We start from the raw sequence: 25,367 nt of genomic DNA on the forward strand, positions 1-25,367 counted from the left end.
GCACTCAGCAGACAAAAACGTGACGCTGAAGGTCTGCTAAGAGCGAAAAGCGGACGTTTTTTCAATGGTGTAGTATTGCGAAATACTTCACTGATTGGCAATTTAACGCCCTATTTATTCAGATCAGACTATGAATGCAATATCGATTTTTAACTATTAAGGAAGACCGTTGTGACGAGGCGATACACACCAGAACAAGCTGACAGGATGCGTAAAAGACGATACTGGTTTTACATTGATGGTGAGCGATTCAGCAGTGCAGGTGCAGCGAATAAACACGTAGGTGAACGCATCTTTCATGCTGCCTGGAGAGCGAACTTAATTGCAAGTTCAGGCGGTGAGTCAATGCAAATTGGCGATCGGACTCCGCCCGTCCAGAGAGGAAAATATACCGTCGTGCTTGAGCGACGTAAGGATCTCTCTGATAAATCCGTGCGTGATTACGCAGCTGCACGGAAGAAACTTCAAAGCGCTGGCTGGCCGGACGATGAACTTGATGAAATGGATGATGGTGAGATTTGGCTTGAGTACAAGAGTGAACTTGAGCGGGAAAAGCTCGACGTACCTCATTATTCCGGTCAAAAAAAATATACCCGGGCTGAAGTCAGGCAAGTTCAGGGACGATTCAGGTGCGCAGTCCTGACCAACTGGGAAAATCAATGCGCAATTTCAGGTACACGACTCGCGCTTGAAGCGGCACATATTATCAGCTACGCGAGTGGAGGGTCTTCAAGTGTAGAAAACGGCGTCTGCCTTGCGGCCGATTTGCACAAGCTTCTTGATAAAGGCCATATGCAAATTGAGACGGGCTGCGTCAGATTCTCCGATGAGGCAAAAGCCGATCCCCGCTATGCAGATCTCGAAGGTAAGCCGCTTCGTAAGCCACTTATTAACGTTACGTTTTAATGGCTGGGTCTAATCCGTCTTTCTTGCCCTGTCAGAAGTTGCATTAAACAGTAAGCGTAGCCACTTTCAGCATTTGTTCTTTCCCATGATTTTTGGACTGCCGAATATTATGTAAAAAGTGCCATCCGAAATCACTTTCGGATATCCAACTTCAATACGAGATGAGTTGAGACTCTATGAAATAAAAAATCCACGCAATTGCGTGGATTTTTGTCGGAGCATCAGAGCTATGTTGCCCTGAAGCAGAGGTTAGACGTTGAACAGGAAGTTCATTACGTCGCCATCTTTGACGATGTAGTCTTTGCCTTCTGAACGCATTTTGCCGGCTTCTTTCGCGCCTTGTTCACCTTTGTAGGTGATGAAGTCTTCGAACGCGATGGTTTGTGCGCGGATGAAGCCTTTCTCGAAGTCGGTGTGGATTTTACCTGCGGCTTGCGGGGCGGTTGCGCCGACAGGGATGGTCCATGCGCGAACTTCTTTTACGCCAGCGGTGAAGTAAGTTTGCAGGTTCAGCAGTTCGTAACCGGCGCGGATCACGCGGTTCAGACCCGGCTCTTCGATGCCCAGTTCTGCCATGAATTCTTCACGGTCAGCGTCGTCGAGTTCTGCAATGTCAGACTCCACAGCGGCACACACTGCTACCACCACTGAACCTTCGGCGTCTGCGATTTTGCGCACGATGTCGAGGTAAGGGTTGTTCTCGAAACCGTCTTCGTTGACGTTCGCGATATACATGGTAGGTTTCAGCGTCAGGAAGCTCAGGTAGCGGATGGCCGCTTTGTCTTCTTCGGACAGATCCAGCGCACGCAGCATGCCCGCGTTTTCCAGCTGTGGCAGACATTTTTCCAGTGCGGCCAGTTCTGCTTTCGCATCTTTGTCGCCGCCTTTGGCGCGTTTCTGCACACGGTGAATCGCACGTTCGCAGGTATCGAGGTCAGACAACGCCAGTTCTGTGTTGATGACGTCGATGTCATCAGCCGGATCCACTTTGTTGTTAACGTGAATGATGTTGTCGTTTTCAAAGCAACGTACCACGTGGCCGATAGCTTCGGTTTCGCGGATGTTAGTCAGGAACTGGTTGCCCAGGCCTTCACCTTTAGACGCGCCTTTCACCAGGCCCGCGATGTCCACGAATTCCATGGTCGTTGGCAGGATGCGCTGCGGTTTTACAATCTCGGCCAGCTGGTCGAGACGCGGATCGGGCATTGGTACCACACCGGTATTCGGTTCGATGGTGCAGAACGGGAAGTTTGCTGCTTCGATACCCGCTTTGGTCAGCGCATTGAACAGAGTTGATTTACCGACGTTCGGCAGGCCGACGATACCGCATTTGAATCCCATGTTTTTATCACCTTAATATCTTAATAATCAAACGATTAAGTATAACCGCACGATGTAATGACCACAATTCCCCGCATTATACACGAGAACCACATTTATCTCGATCCGCTTGTGACCGGCCCGCCGCGGTGAGCGGATTAAACCTTGCCTCGGTTCCGTCATTTTTAGATACTTGTCACAATTTTTTAACTGAACTGGAAATGTACCGGATGTTTTATGTTTAGCCCGCGTGGTCTGAAGTTATCGCAAGTGAAGAATGAAACGCTGGCCGGATTTGTGGTGGCCGTGTCGATGATCCCGGAAGCGGTGGGTTTTTCGCTGGTGGCCGGATTGTCTCCCATTGTCGGTTTGCACACGGCGTTTATTATCGGGCTGGTGACTGCGCTGTTCGGCGGCAAGCCGGGCATGGTGTCGGGCGCGGCGGGTTCCATCGTGGTTGTGCTGATGAGTCTGGCGGCGCAGCACGGCATGGGATATGTGCTGTGGGCGACGATTTTTGCCGGTGTGATCCAAATTCTGATTGGTGTGTTTCGCCTCGGGAAGTTTATCCGCCTGGTGCCGCTGCCTGCGGTACACGGCTTTGTGAACGGTCTGGCGATTGTCATTATGCTGGCGCAGTTGCACATGATTGCCGGGCAGGGGCCGCTGATGTACGGGCTGGTGCTGCTGGCGATTGCCGTCGTCGTGCTGTTCCCGAAACTGACCAAAATTATCCCGTCTTCGCTGGCGGCGCTGATTGTTGTCTCCGCCGTGGCGATTGGTTTTAACCTGCATACGCTGCGCGTCGGGGATCTGGCGGATATCTCCGGTGCCTTGCCGCACTTCAGCCTGCCGGTGGTGCCGTTCAGCGTGGAGATGCTGAAAGTGGTTCTGCCTTACGCCGTGGTTATCGCCCTGGTCGGGCTGATTGAATCGCTGCTGACCATGACGGTGCTCGATGAAATGGGCAATCAGAAAGGCAACGGCAACCGCGAAAGTATCGCGCAGGGCGCGGGCAATACGATTTGCGGGCTGTTCGGTTGTTTCGCCGGTTGCGCGATGATCGGGCAATCGATCATCAATTTCACCTCCGGCGGTCGCGGGCGGATTTCCGGTACGGTCGGCGCGATTTTGCTGATCCTGTTCGTGGTCAGCCTTTCCGGTTACATCGGCCTGCTGCCGGTGGCGGCGCTGGCGGGCATTATGCTGGTGGTCTGCTACAACACCTTTGAGTGGAGTTCGCTGCGTCGTCTGCGCCGTATGCCAAAAGCCGATGTATTGGTGATGCTGATTGTTACCGTCATCACCATCTTTACCGATCTGGCCGTGGCGGTGATCAGCGGAGTGATTATTTCGGCGCTGGTCTTTGCCTGGCAACAGGCGCGTATCCGTATCCGTGAGCACAAAACCAAAGGCGATCTGGCGGTGTATAAGCTGGACGGGCCGCTGTTCTTTGGCTCTGCCGCGACCTTTGCCGAACTGTTCAACCCTGAAAATGATCCGCAAAACGTGGTGCTGGATTTTGCCGGTACGCGGGTGATGGATTCGAGCGGCGTGGAGGCGATCGATAAGCTGACCGCGCGTTATCTCGACGCCGGTAAAACCATTCGTCTGCGCCATCTGAGCAATGACTGCGTCAGTCTGCTGAAGAAAGCGGGGCCGTTCTGTTCTCATGAACTCGACGATCCGCAGTATTACGTCGCAGAAGACAGTCTCTGAAATCCCGAAGGTGCCGCTTAATCACGGCACCTTTTTTCATCATGCGTCCCGTCGCTGCGCCTTTAAGATAAACGCTTACAATTCGTGCCAAAAAAGCCACCAAATTCATATCGCTGAAAATTCTGTAATGTTATACCGTTACGCCCGGTTCATTCCGCACACAGGGCTCACCGCCCGCGCTGCGGTTGATTATTTCCTCTGCCGGAGCGGACATGAGCATAAACACAACATCTCCTGCTGATGATGCCAGCAAACCGCTGCGCTTTCAGGCCGCCGCCTCCCATACGCGCTGGCTGAACGGGTTGATCACCGGCGTGATGGTGATCAGCAGCGTGATGTACCTGATATTGCTGATGCTGTATATGGTTGCGCCGGCGTCGGTGTGGCCGTGGGTGACCGGCAATATGATGGCGGCGATGTGGGTATGCGCCGCCTCCCTGCAATGCGCGCGGCGTATCTCCCGCTGGCGTGCGCAACAGTTTGCGCCGGGGGTGGAAGATGTCACGCCGCCAACGCCCGCCGGATTTTCTCAACGTCTGATTTCCCGCCCGTGGATGCGCCCGGTTTTGCGTTATATCGACGCGCACGTCTTCTTTCAGGCATTCCCCGCGGCAGCCGCCTTGCTGCTTATCGCGCTGTTATGGCAACTGCCGCTGCCGATCAGTGACACCGGTGACGCGGGCTATTTCGCCGGTTCGGTGTTGCTACTCTGCGCTTTTGCAGTGCTGGTGCTGGAACGCCACTGGACGTTAAAAAATCCGCTGGAATGGCCGGAGGCGGCAAAACTGGCGCTGATGATGCGCATGATGATTGCCGTCTTTTTACTGAGTGCGCTGGCCCTGATGTTCGCCCGTGGCCCGTCGGTATGGCCGGCACAGCTGCTGCGGCTTACCGGGCTGTTACCGGCGCTGGTGGCGCTCGAGCTTTTGCTGCGTGCGCTGATGGCGATGTTTTCGCCGCCGCGTGAGGACAAAGAACCGGAGTTTATTGCGGGCAGCCTGCTGGCCGCGCAAATTTGCTGGCCACCGCGTCCGTTACAGTTTGTGCAAAACGAACTGCATCAGCATTTCGGTATCGATTTGCGCCAGATCTGGGCATTCCATTTTATCCGCCGCGCGCTGTTGCCGCTGGCCGCGTTCCTGATGCTGACCGGCTGGCTGCTGACCGGCATCAGCGAAGTGCCGCTGACCCAGCGCGGCATTTATGAATCCTTCGGTAAACCGGTGGCGGTCAGACAACCCGGTTTACACCTCGGGCTGCCGTGGCCGTTTGGCCGCACGCAGTTTGTCGATAACGGCGAAGTACATGAACTGACCACCGGTTCTGAAGAGCCGTTAACCGCGGTGCCTGCGCAAGTGGCTGACACCGCCGAAGGCCCGGCGCCGGAAAGCGCCAACCGGTTATGGGATTCCGGCCACAGCAGCGACAAATCGCAAATCATCGCCAGCGCCGCCAGCGACCGGCAAAGTTTTCAAATCATGGATATGGATGTCCGCTTCGTTTACCGCGTGGCGATGAACGACGACGCGGCCATGGCGAACCTGTATCACACCGAAAATATGCCGGTGCTGATCCGCAGTATCGCTAATCAGGTGCTGGTGCATGATTTCTCCTCGCGCACCCTCGACAGTTTGCTGGGCAGCGAGCAGACCCGACTTGCCGCTGACATCGGCCAGAAAGTGCAACGCCAGCTGGATCAGCTTCACAGCGGCGTGGAACTGCTGGCGACGGTGATTGAATCGATCCATCCGCCTGCGGGCGCGGCGGACGCGTATCACAGCGTGCAGGCAGCGCAAATTCTGGCGCAAAGCGCGATTGCCGGTGAGAAAGGACAGGCCGCGCAGCAGCTCAATGCCGCGCAGCAATTTGCCCGTCTGGCGCTCGATGCCGCCAGCGCACAAAGCCACGAAAATATTGTCCGGGCGCAGGTGATGGCGCTGCGCACGAACGCCGATAATCAGGCGTATCAGGCGGGCGGGCAATCCTTCCTCACCGAGCGTTATTTCAGCCAGCTGACGCTGGCGATGAAGCCACATCCGAAGGTGTTGATTATCGATCACCGTATCGGTGACGGGACGCCGCCGGTGCTGGATCTGAGAAATTTTACCCTGCCATTTACGCCCGGAGCGGATAAAGCGGCACATCCTGTTAAAGCGGAGACTACCCGGTGAGTGATTCCCAACACCCTGACGGCCACGATCACGACGCACATGGCGGGCATCACCACGCTGCCGGACATCATCATCATCATCATGGCGGCCCGGCCGCGCCCAAACTCTGGCGGCGGGCGGCGGTGGCCGTCGTGCTGGTGGCGCTGATTGTCGCCACGGCCTGTCTGGTGCAGGTGCGTTCCGGTGAAGCGATGGTGATCACCCGCTTTGGTGACCCGGTGCGTGTGCTGTTGCAGCCGGGGCTGGCGTGGCATCTTCCGGTGCCGCTGGAAACCGCGATCCCGGTGGATTTACGGATCCGCACCACGTCGAGCGGTTTACAGGATGTCGGCACGCGCGACGGCCTGCGGATTATCGTGCAGGCGTATACCGTCTGGCAGGTGAAAAACGATCCTCAGCATGTGCAGCGGTTTATCCGTGCGGTACAAAATCAGCCGGATATGGCGGCTGCGCAAATACGAACCTTCATCGGGTCGGCGCTGGAAACCACCACCAGCGGGTTTGCGCTGGCCGATCTGGTGAACACTGACGCCAGCAAAATCCGTCTCTCCGGTTTTGAACAGCATCTGCATGACCAGATTGCCCGCCAGTTGCTCGACAGCTACGGCATCGAACTGGTGCAGGTGGGCGTTGAACGCCTGACGCTGCCGTCGGTGACGTTAGATGCCACCGTGGATCGCATGCGGGCAGAGCGTGAAACCATCGCCACCGAACGTTCAGCCGAAGGTAAACGTCAGGCGGCAGAAATTCGTTCTTCCGCCGAGCGCGAAGCCCGCGTGATGAAGGCCGATGCATCCGTGAAAGCCGCCAATATCGACGCGCAGGCGCAGGTGCAAAGTGCAGCGATCTACGCCAGCGCCCGTGCCGGTAACCCCGAACTGTACGATCTGCTGCGCTCGCTCGACACGCTCAGCAGCGTGATCACGCCGGGCACCCAGATGGTGCTGCGCACCGATGCCGCGCCGTTCAAACAGCTGGTGGAAGGTCCGCCGGTTTTACCCGCCGCCACTCACGGGCCGCAGCCATGAATCCGTTAGCCCGTTTTCAGGGGAATGCCTGGTTTCAGGCGGGGCGCTTGGCGTATCTGGCGCTGTTTGCCATGACCCTGATTGCTGCCGCTGACTGGCTGTTCTCCAATGTCCGGCAGATTGAGCCGGATAAACGCGCGGTGGTGATGCGTTTTGGAGCGGTTTCGCGCACGGCGGGCGCCGGGCTTTTACTGGCGTGGCCGGAGCCGCTGGAGCAGGTGGACATCCTGCCCGCCGCTGACCGGGTGATTGAACATCACGTCACCGCCTTGCTGCGCTCAGACATTATCCCCGCCTGGAACAATACCGGCAGCGAGAAAAGTGACGCCGTCGCCGGTGCGGGGTATTTACTGACCGGCGATGCCGGTGTGGTTCAGCTGGATGTGCAGGTGTATTACGTCATCACCGATCCGGTGGCGTATGTGTTGCAGGGCGCGCACGTGCTGCCTGCGCTGGACAGGTTAACCGAGCACGCGGCGGTGGCGATTTGCGCCTCACGGGATCTGGATACCATTCTGGTCGCCAGGCCGGAAATGGCCGGAAACGGCAGCCAGATTGCGCAAAGCCGTGAGCGGTTGCGCGGGGATTTACGTCAGGGGATCAATCAGCAGCTCGCCGCCCTGAGAGCGGCAGGCAGCGATCCGGGTATCGAAGTTCGCCGCGTTGACGTGCAGTCATCGCTGCCCCCTTCAGCGGTGGATGCGTTTAACGCAGTGCTGACGGCCAGCCAGCAGGCGGAACAGAACATCGCCAGCGCCAGCAATGAGGCTGCCCGCGTGCATCAGGACGCCGTGCAGTCTGCGGACCGTGCCTTACAGGTTTCCCATGCCAGAGCCAGCGAACAGATTGCCCGGGCTTCCACCGATACCGCGACCATTGTGCAGCTGGCGAACGATCATTCGCCCGAACTGCTGTGGCGTTTATGGCGTGAACGGATGCCGCCGATCCTCGCGCAGGCTGGCAGCGTGACTGCCGTTAATCCTCACGACGACGCGCATCTGATCCTGCCGGGGCCAGACCGTCCATCCTCTCAACCCTGAGGTATTTACCCTGTGACTTCGATGTCTTCTGAAGAACCGTCAGCGAAAAGCGTGCTGCTCACGCGCCATGAGCAGCGAAACATGGCGGTGCAGCTGCTTCTGGCGATGACCGCATTCGGCCTGTTGCTGTGCGGCTGGATCTGGCAGTGGGTGTTTCCGCAACAGCGCGACGTCGGGCAGATTCTGTTTGGCGTGGCGTCCCTGCTGGTGGCGGTGCCGGTATTGCGCTCGGCAATGTACAGTCTGCGCAGCCCGAGTTTGCATGGCGTGACCGATCAGCTGATCGCGCTGGCGATGCTGGGTGCCTGGGCGACCGGTGACCTGATGACCGCCGCCTTGCTGCCGGGCATCATGATTTTTGGTCATATTCTGGAAGAGCGCAGTGTGATCGGTTCGCAGGAAGCCATTGATGCACTGAGCCGTCTGACCCGCAGCCGTGCGCGACGCATTCTGCCGGATGGCGGAATTGAAGAAATCGATAATCATCAGCTGCAAACCGGCGATTGCGTGGAAGTGCGCGCAGGCGACCGTTTGCCCGCTGATGGCCGCGTGTTGTCCGGCAGCGCCAGTCTGGATACCGCGCCAATCACCGGTGAATCCGTGCCGCAGGAAGCCCGCGCAGGGGACGACGTGTTTGGCGGTGCCATTAATCTGGACGGATTGTTGTCTGTCGAAGTCACGCGAACCGGCGCGGATGCCACGCTGGGTAAAGTGATTGCGCTGATGCAAAAAGCCGAACATGCCAAACCGCCGATCACCCGTCTGCTCGAACGTTATGCCGGGCAATATCTGGTGCTGATTTTGCTGATCGCGGCGGCGACCTGGTTTATTACACGTGATGCCCACGCCATGCTGGCTGTGCTGGTGGCGGCCTGTCCGTGTGCGCTGGTGCTTTCCGCGCCCGCGACGGCCATCGCGGGTATTGCTGTCGCCGCGCGCCACGGGATTTTGATCCGAAGCTCTGCATTCCTTGAAGAGCTGGCCGATCTCAACGCCATTGTGGTCGATAAAACCGGCACGCTGACCCACGGTGAACTGCATCTGCAACGCACGGTACTGGAGGAAAACGAATCCCCGGCAGCGGTGCTTGTTTTGGCGGCCAGTCTCGGCGCGGCGAGCAGCCATCCTGTCAGCCGCGCGCTGGCGAAGTTACTGCCGCGTGAGCAATATTTGCCGCTGGAAGAGGTGTCAGAACAACAGGGCATGGGCGTGCGGGCGCACACCGCACAGGGCGAGGCTTTGCTGGGACGTCCGGCATTTTTCAGCCAGAACACTATCGCGGTGAGTGATGTGCCTGAACATGACGGGCCGCTGGTCGGGCTTTCGCTGAACGGGCATTTTCTCGGCTGGCTGTTGCTGGCGGATTCATTACGCCCAGAAGCGCAGACCGCGCTGGCTGAACTGCGTCAGCTCGGGCTGCAACGCCAGCTTTTACTGACCGGCGACCGCGCCAGCGTGGCGCATCGTATTGCCGGTGAACTGGGCATCAGCGACGTTGTCGCTCAGGCTTTACCGGAAGATAAACTGCATCAGGTGTCTGCTGAAATTGCGCAGGGCTATCGCCCGATGGTGGTCGGTGACGGCATTAACGATTCGCTGGCGCTGAAGGCGGGTGTGGTGGGGATTGCAATGGGCGCGGGCGGCAGTGATATCGCGCTGGCTTCCGCCGATGTGGTACTGATCGGCAGCGATTTGCGCCGTCTCGGCACCTGTGTGCGGCTGAGCCGGGCGTGCCGCAGAACGCTGAAAATCAATGTGTTCATCGGGCTGGGTTGGACGCTGGTGGTGATGGCGGCGGCTGCGATGGGGTTGCTCGGCGTGGCGGGCGTGTTGATCGCCGCACTGCTGCACAATCTCAGTACCTTGCTGGTACTGGGCAACGCCGGGCGGTTACTGCGTTTCGACGAGCCGCTCTGAACATTATTGCGTCAGAATAAAGAAAATTGCCGCTGAATAAAGAAAGGTGCCGCTGAAAACGGCACCTTTCTTCTGACTTTTTTGGATTTATCACACCAGCACAAACATGCCGTAAGGATGAATTTGCAGGAAGAAATTGTCACCCGCGGTCGGTTGCAGTTGTGTAGCGTTGACCTGCAACAGCAACGACTGGCCGTGCCATTCCACCGTCACTTCATACTGCGGCCCCATATAGGCCACGTGGGTGATCACGCAGCGCTGGCTGTCATCGCCCTGCAAACCCAAGGTGATCGCCTCAGGGCGGACGCCCACTGTACATTGCTGCATGCCCGGTGCGAACGCGGCGGGTTTCGGGATGTGATAGCCGAAAATCTCCACGGTATTGCGGTGCAAATCCGCCGGGAAGACGTTGGCGTCGCCCATAAAACTGGCCATAAAGCGTGACGCGGGCTGGCGGTAAAGTTCCTGCGGCGCGCCAATCTGCATGATTTTGCCTTTGTTCATCACCAGCACGGTGTCGGAAACCGCAAAGGCTTCGCTCTGATCGTGCGTCACGTACAGCGAGGTAATGTTGAACTGCTGTTGCAGCTCGCGGATTTTCTCGCGCATGCTGCGGCGCAGGTTGGCGTCGAGGTTACTCAGCGGTTCATCGAACAGCAGCACTTTCGGTTTGAGGATCAGCGCACGGGCCAGCGCCACGCGCTGCTGCTGACCGCCGGAAATCTGATCGACGTAGCGATCTTCAAAGCCCTCGAGATCAACCAGCGACAGCGCCTCGCGCACCCGGTCGCGGATTTCAGCTTTCGGGCGGCCAAGCATTTTCAGCCCGTAACCGATGTTTTCCCCCAGCGACATGTGCGGAAACAGGGCGTAAGACTGAAACACCATGCAGATGTCACGCTGCTGAATGGAACGGTCGGTGACGTCTTCGCCGTCGATAAAAATGCGGCCTTCAGAGGGTTTTTCCAGCCCGGCGACCATGCGCAGCACCGTGGTTTTACCGCAGCCGGACGGGCCGAGCAGGGTGACCATTTTTCCTTTCGGGATCGCCAGGTTCAGGCCTTCCAGCACCGTATTGCTGCCAAACCGTTTGGCGACGTTTTTCAGCTCAACAAAGCTTTTGGTGGTTTCTGCCGGTGCGGTGTTAACCGGGTATTCAGTGGTCATTGTCATGTCAAAGCGCTCCAGAATTATTGGCCGGTTTTGGCTTTTGAGCGGGAAATTCGCGCTTCGCCAACCAGATAGTCAAAGATGAAAATGATCGCCAGCATCACGACGATAAGGATTGAGCCGTAGGCAATTGCCACGCCGTATTCGCCGTCTTCCACCCGGTTGAGGATGTAGGCGGTGGCGACGCGGGTGTCCGGCGTGACCAGGAAAACAATGGCGCTGACGGTAGTGATGGCGCGCACGAAGCTGTAAATCAGCGCCGACAAAATGGCTGGGCGCAATAACGGCAGGAGGATGTACATCACCGTACGCATCGATCCGGCGCGCAGGCTGAGCGAGGCTTCATCCAGCGATTTATCCAGCTGACCCAGCCCGGCGATCCCGGCGCGGATACCCACCGGCACGTTACGCATCACCATGGAAATGATCACGATGGCCGCCGTACCGGTCAGATACACCGGCGCGCTGTTAAACGCCAGAATGTAGGAGATCCCCGCGACCGTGCCTGGCACCGCAAAGCACAGCATGGTGCTGAACTCGATGGTTTTTTTGCCACGGAACTGCTGGCGTACCACGATGTAGGCGATGAGCAAACCAAACAGCGCGGTGATCGGCGCGGCAATTCCGGCGTAGAGCAGGGTGTCGAGCAGCGAAGGCCATGCGCCGTCGGAGAAGCCCTGTCCGAACAGTTTGGTGAAGTTGTCGAAGGTCAGGGTGTAATCCACGCCCCAGTTGACGGTAAAACTGCCGTAGAAAATGCTGCCGTAAAGCAGGGCGTTGAAGGCTATCCACACCGCCAGCAGCGCGGTCACGCCCCAGACCAATGTGACCGGCAGCGGCTGAACGTCGCCGCGTGAGGTTTTGCCGGAAATGGTGACGTACGAGCGTTTGCCGATCCACATGTATTGCACGCAGAACACCAGCAGCGAGAACACCAGTAAGATCACGCCGAGCGTACTGGCGGCCTGATAATCCAGCTGTGCGCCGGTGATGTAGAAGTAGATTTGCGTGGCGAGCACGTCGAAATTGCCGCCGAGCACCAGCGGGTTACTGAAGTCCGCCAGCGACTGGACGATGACAATCAGAAAGGCGTTCGCCAGCGCGGGTTTCAGCAGCGGCAGAAACACGCGGTGAAAGGTCTGCCAGCGGCTGGCACGCAGCGTATACGACGCTTCTTCGAGCGACGGATGAATGGTTTTGATGGCCCCGTCGAGGATCATAAACGCCATCGGCGTGAACGCCAGCACCTGTGCCAGCCAGATGCCGGTGAAACCGTAAAGCCAGTTGGTGTTAGTCAGCCCGAACCCGTCGACCATCAGTTCGGTGACATAGCCTGAGCGGCCCATCATCAGGGTGACGCCCAGCCCGACGATAAACGGCGGGGTGACAATCGGCAAAATCGAGAAAATACGCCCGATAATCGCCGAGCGTTTGGCGATGCGCGTGGTGTAAATCGCCAGCACCAGCCCGAAGAAGGTACAACCGATCCCGACGGCCACAGAGAGCAGGAATGAGTTCAAGATCACCTGCAAAATATGCGACTGACCGAGTACCGCCATAAAGGCCAGCGGCGCGAAATCTCCGGCGTCGTTGGTGAACATCGGGATGAAAATCGCAATGCTCGGATAAATGATAAACACGCCGATCAGCGCGATGATGCAAATCAGCGAGCCGAGGACGAAGCGGTCGCCGCCCAGCCACTCAAGGCGTGACAGTGCCAGCGAGCAAATTGCGCCGAGGGCAATAAACATCACTATGCTGCCGTAGCCCAGCCCGCGTCCGATAAGCGTGGCACTGACGATCATAAACAGTGCACAAAACACCGACCAGGCGGCATCAAACTGATGACGGCGGCGGGCTTCCAGCCGTTGTGCATGGCGCGGACGGAACAGTAATGCCATCGGCAGGATCAGCCACAGCAGGCTGAGATTCAGCCCCGACCAGCCGTACGCCGCGAGAATTTCATCCTGCGTGGATTCCAGCAGACCGTAGTCCAGACTCCAGGACGGCAGCAGCACAAAAGCGAGCAGAATAAGCCCCAGCCAGCCGAAAACCGGGTCACGGCGTCGGGTGTCAGGCAGGGTTAATGAATGAGACATAGCGTCTCCTTATTAAGAGAAAAAAGGTGTTGGCGAAAATAATGCTGAGTGCGTTAACTCCCCCTTTGCAGGGGGAGGCGCAAAGCGCGTTCACTCAATAAGTACGCGGGCTTTTATTGAGACTCTTTGCCCATCTTCACTTCGTTGACCCACTTGGTGATGAGCTCTTTACGCATATCGGATGCGCCGTACTTGTCCATGTCGTAATTGATGAGCTTCAGGTCGCTCATTTTCAGCGAGTTCGGGGAGGTTTCTGCGGTGGTGTTGGTCAGGATTTGATAAGACTGGCCTTTTTTCCATGCCAGTTCCTGCGCTTCTTTGGACAATGCCCAGTCAACGAACAGTTTGGCGTTATCCAGGTTACGTGCGCCTTTCAGGATGCTGACGCCGCCGATTTCATAGCCGGAACCTTCGCACGGGGAAATCAGTTTCAGCGGTGCGCCGCTCTCTTTTTCCTGAGCGTAATCGTGCAGGAAGCCGATGCCGATGGCGGTTTCACCGCGTGCGGCGTTACGCGCCGGGGCGATACCGGATTTGGTGTACTGGGAAATATTGCTGTTAAGTTTTTTCAGGTAATCGAACGCCTGATCTTCGCCCCACAGCTGCGCGAAGGTCGCCAGCGCGGTGTAGGCGGTGCCGGAACTTTGTGGATCGGCAATCTGGATTTCGCCTTTATAAATCGGGTTGGTCAGGTCTTTCCAGCATTTAGGTTCTGGCAGATTTTTCTCTTTCAGGCGGTTGGTATTCACGCCGACGCCCAGAATGCCGATGTACACGGCGGAAGAGTAGTTACCTTTACGTTTTGCCGGGTCCTGGAAGGCAGGCATGATTTGCGCGAGGTTAGAGGATTTATACGCCTGCAACAGATCCATTTCACCGGCCTGTGACTGCGGATCTAAGGTGCCGCCGTACCAGACGTCAGCCTGCGGGTTCTTTTTCTCGGCTTCCACTTTCGCCAGCGTGCTGCCGGAACCGTTGCGGATGAAGGAGGTTTTGACGTCGTACTTTTCCCCGAAGGCTTTGGTTTCTTCTTCACACATGGCGTTGGTGGCGCTGCAATACACCACCAGACGGCCTTTAGCCTGAGCGGCACCGGTGAACGCCGTCATGGCGACCGCCGCGGCGAGAAGAGAGTAAGTCAGAGTCGTTTTCATGGTGTTTACCTTTTTTTAGTTATGTTGCAGGACAGAGAACCTTGTCAGTTGTCCGGCGGAGCGGACTGTAATTCGCGTTTGCTGATCCCGGCCATCATCATGGGCATCAGCAGCAGCCCGACGAACGCCGAAGCCATCGTCAGCACGGCAAAAAATCCGGACCAGCCGTAGTGTTGCATCACCACCGCCAGCGGCCATCCCGCCAGCGCCGCGCCGAGGTAGGCAAACAGCCCGAGAAATCCGGTCACCGTGCCCGCCGCGTCTTTGTGTGAGTATTCGGTAGCCGCCAGACCAATCAGCATTTGCGGCCCGAACACAAAAAATCCGATGCTGAAGAAACTCAGCGCCAGCAACCCGAAATGATGCACCGGTGCCAGCCACAGGGCGGTGACGGTCAGAAACAGCCCCAGTGAAAACAGTAAAATCATCGGGGCGCGCTGCCCGCGAAACAGCAGGTCAGACCCCCATCCGGCAAACAACGCGCCGAGCAGGCCGCCGAGCTCGAAAAGTGACAGTGTCGCGTTTGCGCTCAGTAAATTGACCCCGTGATTCTCCGCCAGCCAGATATTCCCCCAGTCGTTGAGCGCAATGCGGATGAGGTACACCAGCACATACGAGACGCCCAGGAGCCAGATTGTCCGGTTTTGCAAAATCGTCTGGCGCAGGATCTGCGTCATACTCATCGGCGGGCTTTGCTGCTCCTGCCGCAGTTCCAGCGGGTCACGCCGCCAGACGCCCACCGTGGGCAATCCTTCCTGCTGCGGTGTGCCGCACAGCTGGCGGCAAAGCCATAACCCGAGAACGATCCCGACCGCGCCCGGCACCAGCAGCGCCGCCTGCCAGCCCCAGGTGGCGGCCAGTAAACCCGAGAGCAGCGGAACCGCCGCTCCACCGATGTTGATCGACGTGTTCCAGCAGCCCCACCAGAAACCGCGTTCGTTGCGCGAATACCAGTGGGTCAGCAATCTGGCGCACGGCGGCCATCCCCAGCCCTGAAAGAATCCGTTCAGCGTCCAGACAATCAGCAACGCGGTCAGCGAATGGCAGAAGGCGAACAGAATATTCAGCACGCCGGTCATCAGTAATCCGACGCCCATAAACCAGCGGGCACCGGTGCGGTCGCTGTAAATACCCGAGATAAATTTCGAGCCGCCGTAGGCCAGATAAAACAGCGTGCCGAGCAGGCCGATATCGCCTTTGGTCAGCCCCAGTTCCAGCTGCATCACCGGCATCGCGAAATTCACGCTGCGGCGGGTGAGATAGAACGCGGCGTAGCCAATGACCATCGACAGCAATAAATGCACGCGCCAGTAACGGTAATTTTTATCCACGTCAGTGGCGGATAACGGCGTTGCTGTCATGGTGTTCTCCAACTTGATGAGGCGAGTGTAGGCGGGTGTTTTGTCGGGCGGATGAGACTAGGTTTTAGATGACTAGGAATTAGTCCTAGTCAGGGCGATGTTCTTTGCAAATCTGTGGGCAACTTAACAATTATGCGGGTGCCATCCTGCTGATGAACCAGCCATTCGCCGCCCAGTGCGCGCACGCGTTCCTCGATGCCGCGCAGCCCGAAGCCTTCTTTCACCGGCAGGGCAAAGCCGACGCCGTTGTCACTGACCGTCAGCACCAGCATGTTGTGTTGCACGGTCAGGCTGACGCGCACCTGCGTCGCACCGGCATGTTTATTGATGTTATTGAGCAGTTCCTGCACCAGCCGGTACAGCGTGAAAATCAGGGTGTCATCGGAGGGCGCGTCGGTCAGGCGGTAATCGAGCTGAAAATCAACGCCCTGTTGCGCGAAGGCAAATTCATCCGCCAGATGGTGCAGGGCCACGTCGAGCGACATTTCATCCAGCACCGGCGGTCGCAGCTGGCGCAATAACTGGCGGGTGGTGTGGTGAATGCGCTGCGACAGTTCGCCAATTTGTCTGGCGGCGGCGTGGGTGGCCGCACCGGGCGGGCTGCGATCGACCAGCATCGCCTGGATCTGAATGGCGGTAATGTTCTGCCCGATTTCATCGTGCAACTCGCGGGCGATTTCCTTGCGCACCGCTTCTTCGGTATGCACCAGCCGCTCCGTCAGCTGGCGACGGGTGTGCAACTCCTGCTCAAGCTGCAAACGGTAACGGTTGAGATGCGACGCCAGCTGCTGCTGACGGCTGATGGCAATTCCCAGCCCGATGCCGAGCAGAGCCTGTGTGGAGAGAAACAGTTCCAGCTCGAGCAAATCGTGAAACGCGCCGCTCATCTGCCGCGTGACTGTGATCATCAGGCTGCCCAGCACCGCCGCCAGCACGCCACCCTGCCAGCCGAAGGCGTAAGCCATCACCACGTTGGGCAGAAAAACCAGAATGATCAGCAGCCGTTCCACTTCCGGCGCCAGCGTCATTTGCAGACAAACGGCGAGGGCGAAGAACAGCGAACACCAGATCAGGAGCGACGTGCGCAGCGGCGGATCGGGGATTTCCTGCGCCAGCAGGTTTTGCAGATGCTGCTGTTTAAGATATTCATAAATCAGATAGATAAACGGCGTCAGCAGAATGCCGCCGGTGAAGGAGGCCAGCAGCGTCTGGCTCAGCGGTGAATTCAGCCACAGGCCGGGTACCGCCATCTGCAACAGGCTGTTACCGGCCACCGCGCCAAGCAACAGCAAAAGCCGTTGCCAGTAAAGGGTAAACCGTCGCCAGAAATGCTGCACGAGTGCGGCGGGGATCAGGCTGAGCAGGGGCGAAAGCAGGATGATCCAGTGCGTCTGCAACTGTTCGCTGTGCAGCCAGACGGCAATGCCTAATTCTGACGCCAGCATCACCGGCCAGTAACGCCGCGAAAGCAGCGTCATCAGCGCAAGGCGCAGACCCTGCGGCAGGAGCAGCATCGCCTGCTGACCATTTTGCGTGAGATAAAAACTGATCGACCACAACGCCAGCCAGCACAGGCTGTAGAAAATGGCGAGAAACAGCGTCAGACCAGCCCGGCGCATCAGGCGAGAAGGTGATGCTGTATGGCGAAATGGACCAGCTCGATGGTGGTATCGCACTGGAGTTTGCCAAGGATATTGGCGCGGTGAACGTGCACGGTTTTGTGGCTGAGTTCGAGCTGTTCGGCAATCGCTTTCACGCTCAGCCCGTTGACCAGCAGATCGAAAATCTCGCGTTCACGCGGTGTCAGCGCCTGCAAGGCTTTCGGCGTTTGCTGACTCTGACGCAGCGCCAGCAGGGCATCGGAACAGAGATAGCGGCCACCGGCGTGCACGGTGCGGACCGCCTGCACCAGCTCTTCAGGGCCGCAGCGTTTGGTGAGATAGCCGCCCGCACCGGCATCCAGCGCACTTTGTACAAACGCAGTGGTGTCGTAAATGCTCAGAATGATGGCGCGGAAATCGGGGCGCTGCTGCCGTAAACGCGACAGCAAACTTAATCCGCTTTCATCGGGCATGGCGATATCCATCACCGCGACGTCAATATTCATTTTCAGCAGCGACGACCACGCATTCGCCGCCGACGCATACTGGCCGACAATCTGGATATCCGGCTCAAGGCCGAGCAACTGGGCAAAACCGGAACGCACCACCACGTGGTCGTCAATCAAAGCAACGTTAATCATTAGGCGTAACTGAATGTAAATGAGATTCGCATAATGCTCATGAATAGTTGCAGTTGGCAACAGGGAACGGAGGAATTGCAGGGCAGGTAACGGAATTTGAGTTAGTCAGAAGGGAAGAAAGAAAAGGGCGCGGTTTTCCGCGCCACGTCACTCTTATTTACAGCTCAGCTTTGAAGGTATGCAGGCGGCGCATGGTTTTTTCCAGGCCTTCCTTCATCAGCAGTTCAGTACAGCGCAGGGATTCATCAATCGCATCGTCGATCAGCTTTTGTTCGCTGGCAGGCGGCTTGCCGAGCACGAACCCGACCACTTTGCTTTTATCGCCCGGATGGCCGATACCAATGCGCAGACGGTAGAAGTTCGGGTTATTGCCGAATTTGCTCTGAATGTCTTTCAGACCGTTATGGCCGCCGTTACCGCCGCCCAGTTTGATTTTCGCCATGCCCGGCGGGATATCCAGCTCGTCGTGCGCGACCAGAATTTCATCCGGCTCGATGCGGTAGAACTGCGCCATCGCCAGCACCGCTTTGCCGCTCAGGTTCATAAACGTGGTCGGCACCAGCAGACGAACGTCCTGACCGGCCAGTGACAGACGGGCGGTATAACCAAAAAACTTACTTTCTTCTTTCAGTTGCTGGTTGTGCTGGCGGGCGAGGAGATCCACGTACCAGGCACCGGCATTGTGGCGGGTCTGGGCATATTCGGCACCAGGATTGGCCAGGCCGACAATTAATTTAATGCTGCTCACGGTTTTTCGCTTCTTTATCGGGTGAGGTTTAGGCGCACAGTTTACCTGCCTGTCAGTGCCATGCCAAATAAAGGGCAGGGGAAAAACCATAGATACCGTTGTAAATGAATAATGCAGTCGGATAACTATTCACCCTTCGAATGTATCTGACTGGAAAACGTAAAGATTTGTCATCCAATGTTCTCTGTCTGTGATCGTTGCCTCAAAGTGAACCAGATGGGACGTCTATAGTTAAGGCAGAAAAAGACAAGACAGCAATGATGCTAAGACTATCGACGACTGGAGGTGACAAATGAAACGTAAAACCGCAACAGTATTGGGCAATGCCCTGATGGGACTCGGTTTGCTCACAATGGTCGGTGGCGTTGGTTATTCAATTTTAAATCAGCTGCCAGAACTGGGCCTGCCACAATTTCTGGCCCACGGCGCAATCGGCAGTATCTTCATCGGTGCCATCTTATGGCTGACCGGTGCGAGAGTAGGCGGACGCGAACGCGTTGCCGACCGCTACTGGTGGGTACGTCATTATGATTCACGCTGCAATAAGTCCCATCGCCATTCCTGATTTATCCGGATGGCAGGCATAAAAAAACCGTTGTCGCTCACGCCACAACGGTTTTTTTTCATTTCTGCACAAGCTAAAACATCTGCCGGGCGAAAACAAAACGCCCCTGTAAACAGGGGCGTAATGATTAATGCTCGAACATCGCAGAAATGGATTCTTCATTGCTGATGCGGCGGATAGCCTCAGCCAGCATGCCTGACAGGGTCAGGGTACGCACTTTCTTCAACGCACGAATTTCAGCGGACAGCGGAATAGTGTCACACACAATCACTTCGTCGATGACGGAGTTTCTGATGTTCTCTACTGCATTGCCGGAGAAAATCGGGTGGGTAGCGTAAGCAAATACGCGCTTAGCACCGCGTTCTTTCAGTGCTTCAGCCGCTTTGCACAGCGTGCCACCGGTATCGATCATGTCATCAACCAGAACACAGTCACGGCCAGCGACGTCACCGATAATGTGCATCACCTGAGAAACGTTCGCGCGCGGGCGACGTTTATCGATGATAGCCATGTCGGTATCGTTGAGCAGTTTGGCAACGGCACGGGCGCGAACGACACCACCGATGTCCGGAGAAACCACGATTGGGTTTTCCAGGTTCTGTTGCAGCATGTCTTCGAGCAGGATAGGGCTGCCGAATACGTTGTCTACAGGCACATCGAAGAAGCCCTGAATTTGTTCTGCGTGCAGATCCACGGTAAGAACGCGGTCAACGCCAACGCTGGAGAGGAAATCAGCCACCACTTTCGCGGTGATAGGGACACGGGCTGAACGAACCCGGCGATCCTGACGTGCGTAACCGAAGTAAGGAATAACGGCTGTGATACGACCGGCCGAGGCGCGGCGTAAGGCATCAACCATTACGACCAGTTCCATCAGGTTATCGTTAGTAGGCGCGCAGGTGGACTGGATAATGAAAATATCTCCGCCACGTACATTTTCGTTGATTTGCACACTTACTTCACCGTCGCTGAAACGACTGACGGCGGCGTCACCAAGGCTGGTGTATAAACGGTTGGCAATACGTTGTGCTAGTTCCGGGGTGGCGTTACCAGCAAAAAGCTTCATATCAGGCACGAGAAGAACCTCAGGCTTGCGTCCAGGGAAGACATTGGCTTTTGGTACCACCGGGCGGTGAGCGGTACCAAAGCATTATGCTCACGATACTTCTAAATCTTACTACTTAAATCTGTTGAATAATTGGCTGGCAAAGAACAGACACAAAACCACTGTGACGCTCTACGCTTTGCCCGCAGTTCTCAACCAGACTTCGCGAAAAAGATGCAACGGCGAGATATTAACACCTTGCGCGACAAAACCCCGACTCCATGTTGGCATTTTGTCTAAAACCTGACGGGCAGCAGACTCGGTGTCGAATTCAGCAAACACACAAGCACCTGTCCCGGTCAGTCGCGACGGCGCGTATTCTAACAGCCAAGAAAGTAGCTGTTCAACCTCGTAAAAACGTTTTCTCGCAATCGGTTCGCAATCATTTGCGTAAGGCGTGTCCAACAGCACATTAACAGTACGTTTTGGTGTATTTCTGGTCAGTTCAGGATCGCCGAAAATCAGCGGTGTCGGAATGGTCACGCCGGGATGGGCAATCAGATACCATTTTTCTTCCGGTTCAACCGGTTGCAAAATCTCGCCGATGCCTTCTGCAAACGCGGCATGCCCCATGACAAAGACCGGCACATCGGCACCCAGCGTCACGCCCAGTTGTGCCAGTTCGGTATCGCAAAGGCCGCACTGCCATAACGCATTGAGGGCGATAAGGACGGTCGCCGCGTTTGATGAACCGCCACCCAGACCGCCACCCATCGGGATACGTTTTTGCAGCGATATCTCCGCGCCCTGCGAAACACCTGCATGGGCTTGCAGCAAACGGGCGGCGCGCACCACCAGATTATCTTCATCGGCGACGCCGTCCGTTGGCGTGGTCAGCACGATGGCGCTGTCGTCGCGTACGTTAAAACTCAGGCTGTCACCATAATCGACAAACTGAAACAGCGTCTGCAGGTCGTGATAGCCATTCGGACGCTGTCCGGTGATGTAAAGGAACAAATTGAGTTTAGCCGGAGACGGCCACCATTGCTGCGTCATCTCAGTTCAGCGTCCAGTTATCCATTTTCAGTTTGATGCGTTGCTCGCCCTGGGTCATTTCCAGACGCTGCGGCAGGGACGGTTTCGCGTCGTCGTCATAACTCTGATAGACCACGGTGCCCGGTTTGCCGTCCTGAGTGAATTTCACCTGAGAAAGACGGTACTGGCTGTCGAGGGTGAAATCGGTGCCGTCACCCGGCAGGCCGAGCATCCATAAACGCAGATTATCCAGCGGGATCGACATACCGGTCAGTTTTTGGATCATGTCATCAGGATTGTCGCTGGTGTAATGCTTGCCTTCATTATTGGTCAGCTGTGCGATACCGCTTTGCACTTTCAGCTCCATTTCGGTGCTGCCCAGCGGATTGGTCAGCAGTAAACGGTAGCTGTCACGGGAATATTGTTGCCAGAAGAAGCGGGCGTACACTTTCTGTTTATCGGAAAGATAGGCAAAAGACCCGCGGGTCTGATAGTGGTCCAGTTGCTTGACCTGCGCTTCGTGTTCACGCCATTGCGGGGACGTCGGGCTGGTCGCCGGGCCTTTCGGCGTATTAAAAGAACACGCCGCAAGGACTAAACTTGCGAGAGGAAGAAGGCGAACAAAATGGGCTTTACGCATTGGCATAACAGATTAAATCCTTTGTGCGATGGCTGAATGAGGTGCCAGGGCAATAATGGCGTGCGTCAGTTTAGCACAGCCAGCGAGGCGGGTGATCTCAACCCTGCGCAGATGATCGGCGATCAATCCGTTTTGGGACAATGCTGATTTGTAATTGGATTTAACCGATGATTACCTATCTGTCTAACATCAATGATGCGACGACTGATGAATTTGACGATATTCCGTGCATCTAAAAAGCCCGGTTTTTAGCTGGGTTAAGATTAATATCCTACGATCTGTATCAGATTGAGTCAGTCATAGAGCCATTTACCTGCACGCGCAGACTCAGCGAGCATTCTTAGCGTGAGCGGTTGAGGCTCATCGTCATCAGCACCTGACGTACACAGTGCAAATAAGATAAAGGTCTCTGCAGGCCAGTATTTATAGAAATCGAATCCTGCCGGATCTACCCCGAACTTCTCAAAATATTCCTCCATGATTTCAGCACCCGTTTCACTCGCCCACACATAGCGACCAGTTGAAAGGCTCGTCTCAATCGTGACCGGAATCTGTTTTTTTGAGAACAGTACAGGCTTGTTGAACCGCTTGCTGTACCACTCTATGACGTCTTCGTTGCTTACCATAGTTTGTCATTACCCCGCGCCAGGGTGTTGTACTTATTCGTGGCTTTGTACGCTATCGTAGAGACATCAGAAGCAATGATAATAATGCCCAGAATCGGAATCCACCGACCAACGAAAGCACCCAGATTTGTCACATAGCTGAACTTAAGGCGCTTAATACTTCCTGACGTCAGGGTGGGTAAACGCATGGTCTTAACATTCAGTAAATGGCGCAACTGTGAACTAAGTGGTGAAGTCCCTTTCGTTGCAGTTCCTGGCTTAGTGCGCGTGTCTATCGTTGGCTGGCCTAATAGAATCAAACCAATTGTCAGGTAGTCATCAACATCAAAGTGTTCAGCTGTAGTGTCCAGGAAAATCCAGAACAGCAATTCTCCTGATGAAAGATTAGAGAATCCCCGATAGAAATACGTGCCGTTAAGCTCTTCAACCGTATCCATACTTTTTACCCTGTTATGCGTTCATTCCATGCGTCGCTGTATTTAATATTTCCATCAAGGTAATGCCACGTGATTTTGTCATACCTGACCTGCACCTGCTCCAAATGACCAACATTAATAACGGTTTTCGTGTCATGCATCATCGGTGTTACTGAGACGATTTTAACGTTCTCAAGCAGCATGTTGTAATACTCGACCTCCTGACCCGCGTCATTGATTCGATACCACTTAAATTCTGCTGACTTCAGACTCTGACCGGTAGCAACAGCTTTGAACAGATACGGTGAAGAGCTATCAAATTCCTTCTCGAAAATAAGTGCACCGTGGACACGTGTACCGGTCAGCTTACCGGCATTACCCTCCGTGGGGATGTAGAGGTTATGACTGAAGCTGGTGATTTCAATGGAGTGCTCGCGGTCTTTGACATCGACTGAACCTTTGATCAACGCGCCGCCATCATCCTTGAGCCATAAGTAAGCAGGGATTGCCATATTCATAATTCCTTTATAAATGTAAGGAATTACCTTATTCCCACTGAGTTCAGGAGACAATGACGAAAAGTGGAAGGTAATAATTTTCAGAGGTTTAGTAATAACGGTGGGCTATAAGAATTCGTCGGGGGCATTTTTGGGGCAATACGAAGCTGAAAACAGATGAATTACTGGAAAATAGGGAGGTGGTAAGGATCTATCAGATCGGGCTCCAACCCGCATCCTGTGCGGTTTTTCCGCAGACTCAGAAATAAACCTACATCATATTTAACCGATGGTGCTGTATGCCTTTTATTGATCTCGCGCATCTTGTAGAATGCGCAGCAGACGTAAACCCATACTAATATAAAGTATAAGCCGATAACCGCCTCCCATATGACCCTGCTTGCATTAGGTATCAACCATAAAACGGCCCCGGTGTCTCTGCGTGAACGGGTAACATTTTCACCCGAGACACTTGATCAGGCGCTCTCCAGTCTGCTCCAGCAACCGCTGGTGCAGGGCGGTGTGGTGTTGTCTACCTGTAACCGGACTGAGTTGTACCTCAGCGTTGAACAGCAGGGAAATTTGCAGGACCAGCTGGTGAAATGGTTATGCGACTATCATCATCTCAGTGAAGATGAAGTGCGTAAAAGCTTGTACTGGCATCACGGCAACGAAGCCGTCAGCCACCTGATGCGCGTCGCCAGCGGCCTGGATTCTCTGGTGCTCGGTGAACCGCAAATCCTCGGGCAGGTAAAAAAAGCCTTCGCGGAATCGCAAAACGGTCAGGCCGTTTCCGGCGAACTGGAGCGTCTGTTCCAGAAATCCTTCTCCGTGGCAAAACGTGTTCGCACTGAAACTGATATCGGCGCCAGCGCGGTGTCTGTGGCGTTTGCCGCCTGTACGCTGGCGCGTCAGATTTTTGAATCCCTTTCGGAAGTCAGTGTGTTGCTGGTCGGTGCCGGTGAAACCATCGAACTGGTGGCGCGTCATCTGCATCAGCATAACGTCCGCCACATGATGATTGCCAACCGTACCCGTGAACGGGCGCAGGCGCTGGCGACAGAAGTGAATGCAGAAGTCATCAGCCTGCAGGATATCGACTCCCGCCTGGCCGAAGCCGACATTATCATCAGTTCCACCGCCAGCCCGCTGCCGATCATCGGTAAAGGCATGGTGGAGCGCGCGTTAAAAGCCCGCCGCAACCAGCCTATGCTGATGGTGGATATTGCCGTTCCGCGCGATATCGAACCGGAAGTCGGCAAACTGGCCAACGCCTATCTGTACAGCGTTGATGATCTGCACAGCATCATTCAAAACAATCTTGCCCAACGCAAAGCGGCTGCCATCCAGGCGGAAACCATCGTTGAGCAGGAGAGTTCTAACTTCATGGCCTGGCTGCGTTCGCAGGGAGCCGTTGAAATTATTCGTGATTATCGCTCGCGTGCTGATATTATTCGCGCCGACGCAGAAGCCAAAGCCATCGCAGCGATTGCGCAGGGCGCTGACGTCGAAGCGGTGATCCATGAATTAGCCCACAAATTGACAAACCGCCTTATTCACGCGCCAACCCGTTCTCTGCAACAGGCAGCCAGCGACGGTGATGTGGAGCGTTTGCAAATTTTACGCGACAGCCTGGGGCTGGGTCAGCAATAGTTCCTCCTTTTTTCA

Annotated in this window: 22 protein-coding genes; 8 read left to right on the top strand and 14 right to left on the bottom strand. The window is 55.9% G+C overall.

What is annotated here, in order from left to right:
- Window positions 1–207 precede the first annotated feature (207 nt).
- Window positions 208–906 carry an HNH endonuclease gene (locus ACQZQY_RS15675; RefSeq protein ID WP_431295965.1) on the top strand — a complete coding sequence of 233 codons (699 nt, stop codon included), beginning with the start codon at window positions 208–210 and terminating at the stop codon, window positions 904–906.
- Window positions 907–1,155: 249 nt separating this feature from the next.
- Here the strand turns inward: ACQZQY_RS15675 and ychF are convergent, their stop codons facing one another.
- Complete coding sequence (gene ychF, locus ACQZQY_RS15680; RefSeq protein WP_056770762.1) at window positions 1,156–2,247, bottom strand: redox-regulated ATPase YchF; 1,092 nt, start codon at window positions 2,245–2,247, stop codon at window positions 1,156–1,158.
- A 216-nt stretch (window positions 2,248–2,463) separates the two neighbouring features.
- Between ychF and ACQZQY_RS15685 the strand changes: the two genes are divergently transcribed.
- From ACQZQY_RS15685 to ACQZQY_RS15705, 5 genes are all read left to right on the top strand, one after another.
- A complete protein-coding gene (locus ACQZQY_RS15685) occupies window positions 2,464–3,945 on the top strand; it encodes a SulP family inorganic anion transporter (protein ID WP_122095326.1) in 1,482 nt (493 codons plus the stop codon).
- Between the two features lie 212 nt (window positions 3,946–4,157).
- Window positions 4,158–6,116 (top strand): protease modulator HflK, encoded by a 1,959-nt coding sequence (gene hflK / locus ACQZQY_RS15690; RefSeq protein ID WP_431295966.1) that lies wholly within the window; start codon window positions 4,158–4,160, stop codon window positions 6,114–6,116.
- Window positions 6,113–7,144: a protease modulator HflC gene (gene hflC, locus ACQZQY_RS15695; RefSeq protein ID WP_431295967.1), complete on the top strand. Its 1,032-nt coding sequence runs from the start codon at window positions 6,113–6,115 to the stop codon at window positions 7,142–7,144. The genes hflK (ACQZQY_RS15690) and hflC overlap by 4 nt, the downstream gene beginning before the upstream one ends.
- Window positions 7,141–8,184, top strand: a complete 1,044-nt coding sequence (gene hflK, locus ACQZQY_RS15700; RefSeq protein WP_136376969.1) for a protease modulator HflK — start codon at window positions 7,141–7,143, stop codon at window positions 8,182–8,184. Before hflC ends, hflK (ACQZQY_RS15700) begins: the two co-directional genes overlap by 4 nt.
- 12 nt (window positions 8,185–8,196) lie before the next feature.
- Window positions 8,197–10,101 carry a heavy metal translocating P-type ATPase gene (locus tag ACQZQY_RS15705; protein ID WP_056770749.1) on the top strand — a complete coding sequence of 635 codons (1,905 nt, stop codon included), beginning with the start codon at window positions 8,197–8,199 and terminating at the stop codon, window positions 10,099–10,101.
- A 90-nt stretch (window positions 10,102–10,191) separates the two neighbouring features.
- On the opposite strand, the gene fbpC is transcribed toward ACQZQY_RS15705, so the two are convergent.
- From fbpC to pth, 7 genes are all read right to left on the bottom strand, one after another.
- Window positions 10,192–11,268, bottom strand: coding sequence for a ferric ABC transporter ATP-binding protein (fbpC, locus tag ACQZQY_RS15710; protein WP_431297199.1), 1,077 nt, complete (start codon window positions 11,266–11,268; stop codon window positions 10,192–10,194).
- Between the two features lie 23 nt (window positions 11,269–11,291).
- On the bottom strand, window positions 11,292–13,370 hold the full coding sequence (locus ACQZQY_RS15715; RefSeq protein WP_431295968.1) for an ABC transporter permease: 2,079 nt from the start codon (window positions 13,368–13,370) through the stop codon (window positions 11,292–11,294).
- A 113-nt stretch (window positions 13,371–13,483) separates the two neighbouring features.
- Window positions 13,484–14,524, bottom strand: coding sequence for an ABC transporter substrate-binding protein (locus tag ACQZQY_RS15720; RefSeq protein ID WP_431295969.1), 1,041 nt, complete (start codon window positions 14,522–14,524; stop codon window positions 13,484–13,486).
- Between the two features lie 44 nt (window positions 14,525–14,568).
- The gene (uhpC, locus tag ACQZQY_RS15725) at window positions 14,569–15,885 is read right to left on the bottom strand and encodes an MFS transporter family glucose-6-phosphate receptor UhpC (RefSeq protein ID WP_056770741.1); all 1,317 of its coding nucleotides are present in this window, start codon (window positions 15,883–15,885) and stop codon (window positions 14,569–14,571) included.
- 89 nt (window positions 15,886–15,974) lie between these two features.
- Window positions 15,975–17,504, bottom strand: a complete 1,530-nt coding sequence (locus ACQZQY_RS15730; RefSeq protein ID WP_056770739.1) for an MASE1 domain-containing sensor histidine kinase — start codon at window positions 17,502–17,504, stop codon at window positions 15,975–15,977.
- Window positions 17,504–18,127: a response regulator transcription factor gene (locus ACQZQY_RS15735; RefSeq protein WP_056770737.1), complete on the bottom strand. Its 624-nt coding sequence runs from the start codon at window positions 18,125–18,127 to the stop codon at window positions 17,504–17,506. The genes ACQZQY_RS15730 and ACQZQY_RS15735 overlap by 1 nt, the downstream gene beginning before the upstream one ends.
- A gap of 157 nt (window positions 18,128–18,284) precedes the next feature.
- The gene (pth, locus tag ACQZQY_RS15740) at window positions 18,285–18,875 is read right to left on the bottom strand and encodes an aminoacyl-tRNA hydrolase (RefSeq protein ID WP_037034067.1); all 591 of its coding nucleotides are present in this window, start codon (window positions 18,873–18,875) and stop codon (window positions 18,285–18,287) included.
- A gap of 292 nt (window positions 18,876–19,167) precedes the next feature.
- On the opposite strand from pth, the gene ychH reads away from it, so the two are divergent.
- Window positions 19,168–19,440, top strand: coding sequence for a stress-induced protein YchH (ychH, locus tag ACQZQY_RS15745; protein ID WP_056770734.1), 273 nt, complete (start codon window positions 19,168–19,170; stop codon window positions 19,438–19,440).
- 127 nt (window positions 19,441–19,567) lie between these two features.
- On the opposite strand, the gene prs is transcribed toward ychH, so the two are convergent.
- The 6 genes from prs to ACQZQY_RS15775 form a co-directional block, all read right to left on the bottom strand.
- Window positions 19,568–20,515 carry a ribose-phosphate diphosphokinase gene (gene prs, locus ACQZQY_RS15750; protein WP_104921955.1) on the bottom strand — a complete coding sequence of 316 codons (948 nt, stop codon included), beginning with the start codon at window positions 20,513–20,515 and terminating at the stop codon, window positions 19,568–19,570.
- A gap of 162 nt (window positions 20,516–20,677) precedes the next feature.
- A complete protein-coding gene (gene ispE, locus ACQZQY_RS15755; RefSeq protein WP_431295970.1) occupies window positions 20,678–21,541 on the bottom strand; it encodes a 4-(cytidine 5'-diphospho)-2-C-methyl-D-erythritol kinase in 864 nt (287 codons plus the stop codon).
- A 1-nt stretch (window position 21,542) separates the two neighbouring features.
- Window positions 21,543–22,166 carry a lipoprotein insertase outer membrane protein LolB gene (gene lolB, locus ACQZQY_RS15760; protein WP_056770726.1) on the bottom strand — a complete coding sequence of 208 codons (624 nt, stop codon included), beginning with the start codon at window positions 22,164–22,166 and terminating at the stop codon, window positions 21,543–21,545.
- A gap of 287 nt (window positions 22,167–22,453) precedes the next feature.
- Window positions 22,454–22,786: a DUF1493 family protein gene (locus tag ACQZQY_RS15765; RefSeq protein ID WP_414071063.1), complete on the bottom strand. Its 333-nt coding sequence runs from the start codon at window positions 22,784–22,786 to the stop codon at window positions 22,454–22,456.
- On the bottom strand, window positions 22,780–23,223 hold the full coding sequence (locus ACQZQY_RS15770; RefSeq protein ID WP_183847044.1) for an STM2901 family protein: 444 nt from the start codon (window positions 23,221–23,223) through the stop codon (window positions 22,780–22,782). Before ACQZQY_RS15770 ends, ACQZQY_RS15765 begins: the two co-directional genes overlap by 7 nt.
- Before the next feature lie 5 nt (window positions 23,224–23,228).
- Window positions 23,229–23,714, bottom strand: a complete 486-nt coding sequence (locus ACQZQY_RS15775) for an Hcp family type VI secretion system effector (protein ID WP_431295971.1) — start codon at window positions 23,712–23,714, stop codon at window positions 23,229–23,231.
- Window positions 23,715–24,089: 375 nt separating this feature from the next.
- Here ACQZQY_RS15775 and hemA point away from each other — a divergent pair, with 375 nt between their 5' ends.
- Window positions 24,090–25,352, top strand: coding sequence for a glutamyl-tRNA reductase (gene hemA, locus ACQZQY_RS15780; RefSeq protein WP_136375965.1), 1,263 nt, complete (start codon window positions 24,090–24,092; stop codon window positions 25,350–25,352).
- The last annotated feature ends 15 nt before the right edge of the window (window positions 25,353–25,367 follow it).

Origin of the sequence: Rahnella sp. PAMC25559 (assembly GCF_050632365.1) — a bacterium.
Lineage (GTDB): Bacteria > Pseudomonadota > Gammaproteobacteria > Enterobacterales > Enterobacteriaceae > Rahnella > Rahnella rivi.

Bases quoted from the DNA above. Each gene is read 5' to 3' on its own strand.
- ACQZQY_RS15675 (WP_431295965.1), top strand. From the start codon at position 208: ATGCGTAAAAGACGATACTGGTTTTACATTGATGGTGAGCGATTCAGC.
- ychF (WP_056770762.1), bottom strand. From the start codon at position 2,247: ATGGGATTCAAATGCGGTATCGTCGGCCTGCCGAACGTCGGTAAATCA.
- ACQZQY_RS15685 (WP_122095326.1), top strand. From the start codon at position 2,464: ATGTTTAGCCCGCGTGGTCTGAAGTTATCGCAAGTGAAGAATGAAACG.
- hflK (WP_431295966.1), top strand. From the start codon at position 4,158: ATGAGCATAAACACAACATCTCCTGCTGATGATGCCAGCAAACCGCTG.
- hflK (WP_136376969.1), top strand. From the start codon at position 7,141: ATGAATCCGTTAGCCCGTTTTCAGGGGAATGCCTGGTTTCAGGCGGGG.
- fbpC (WP_431297199.1), bottom strand. From the start codon at position 11,268: ATGACCACTGAATACCCGGTTAACACCGCACCGGCAGAAACCACCAAA.
- ACQZQY_RS15715 (WP_431295968.1), bottom strand. From the start codon at position 13,370: ATGTCTCATTCATTAACCCTGCCTGACACCCGACGCCGTGACCCGGTT.
- ACQZQY_RS15720 (WP_431295969.1), bottom strand. From the start codon at position 14,524: ATGAAAACGACTCTGACTTACTCTCTTCTCGCCGCGGCGGTCGCCATG.
- uhpC (WP_056770741.1), bottom strand. From the start codon at position 15,885: ATGACAGCAACGCCGTTATCCGCCACTGACGTGGATAAAAATTACCGT.
- ACQZQY_RS15730 (WP_056770739.1), bottom strand. From the start codon at position 17,504: ATGCGCCGGGCTGGTCTGACGCTGTTTCTCGCCATTTTCTACAGCCTG.
- ACQZQY_RS15735 (WP_056770737.1), bottom strand. From the start codon at position 18,127: ATGATTAACGTTGCTTTGATTGACGACCACGTGGTGGTGCGTTCCGGT.
- ychH (WP_056770734.1), top strand. From the start codon at position 19,168: ATGAAACGTAAAACCGCAACAGTATTGGGCAATGCCCTGATGGGACTC.
- ispE (WP_431295970.1), bottom strand. From the start codon at position 21,541: ATGACGCAGCAATGGTGGCCGTCTCCGGCTAAACTCAATTTGTTCCTT.
- lolB (WP_056770726.1), bottom strand. From the start codon at position 22,166: ATGCCAATGCGTAAAGCCCATTTTGTTCGCCTTCTTCCTCTCGCAAGT.
- ACQZQY_RS15765 (WP_414071063.1), bottom strand. From the start codon at position 22,786: ATGGTAAGCAACGAAGACGTCATAGAGTGGTACAGCAAGCGGTTCAAC.
- ACQZQY_RS15770 (WP_183847044.1), bottom strand. From the start codon at position 23,223: ATGGATACGGTTGAAGAGCTTAACGGCACGTATTTCTATCGGGGATTC.
- ACQZQY_RS15775 (WP_431295971.1), bottom strand. From the start codon at position 23,714: ATGGCAATCCCTGCTTACTTATGGCTCAAGGATGATGGCGGCGCGTTG.
- hemA (WP_136375965.1), top strand. From the start codon at position 24,090: ATGACCCTGCTTGCATTAGGTATCAACCATAAAACGGCCCCGGTGTCT.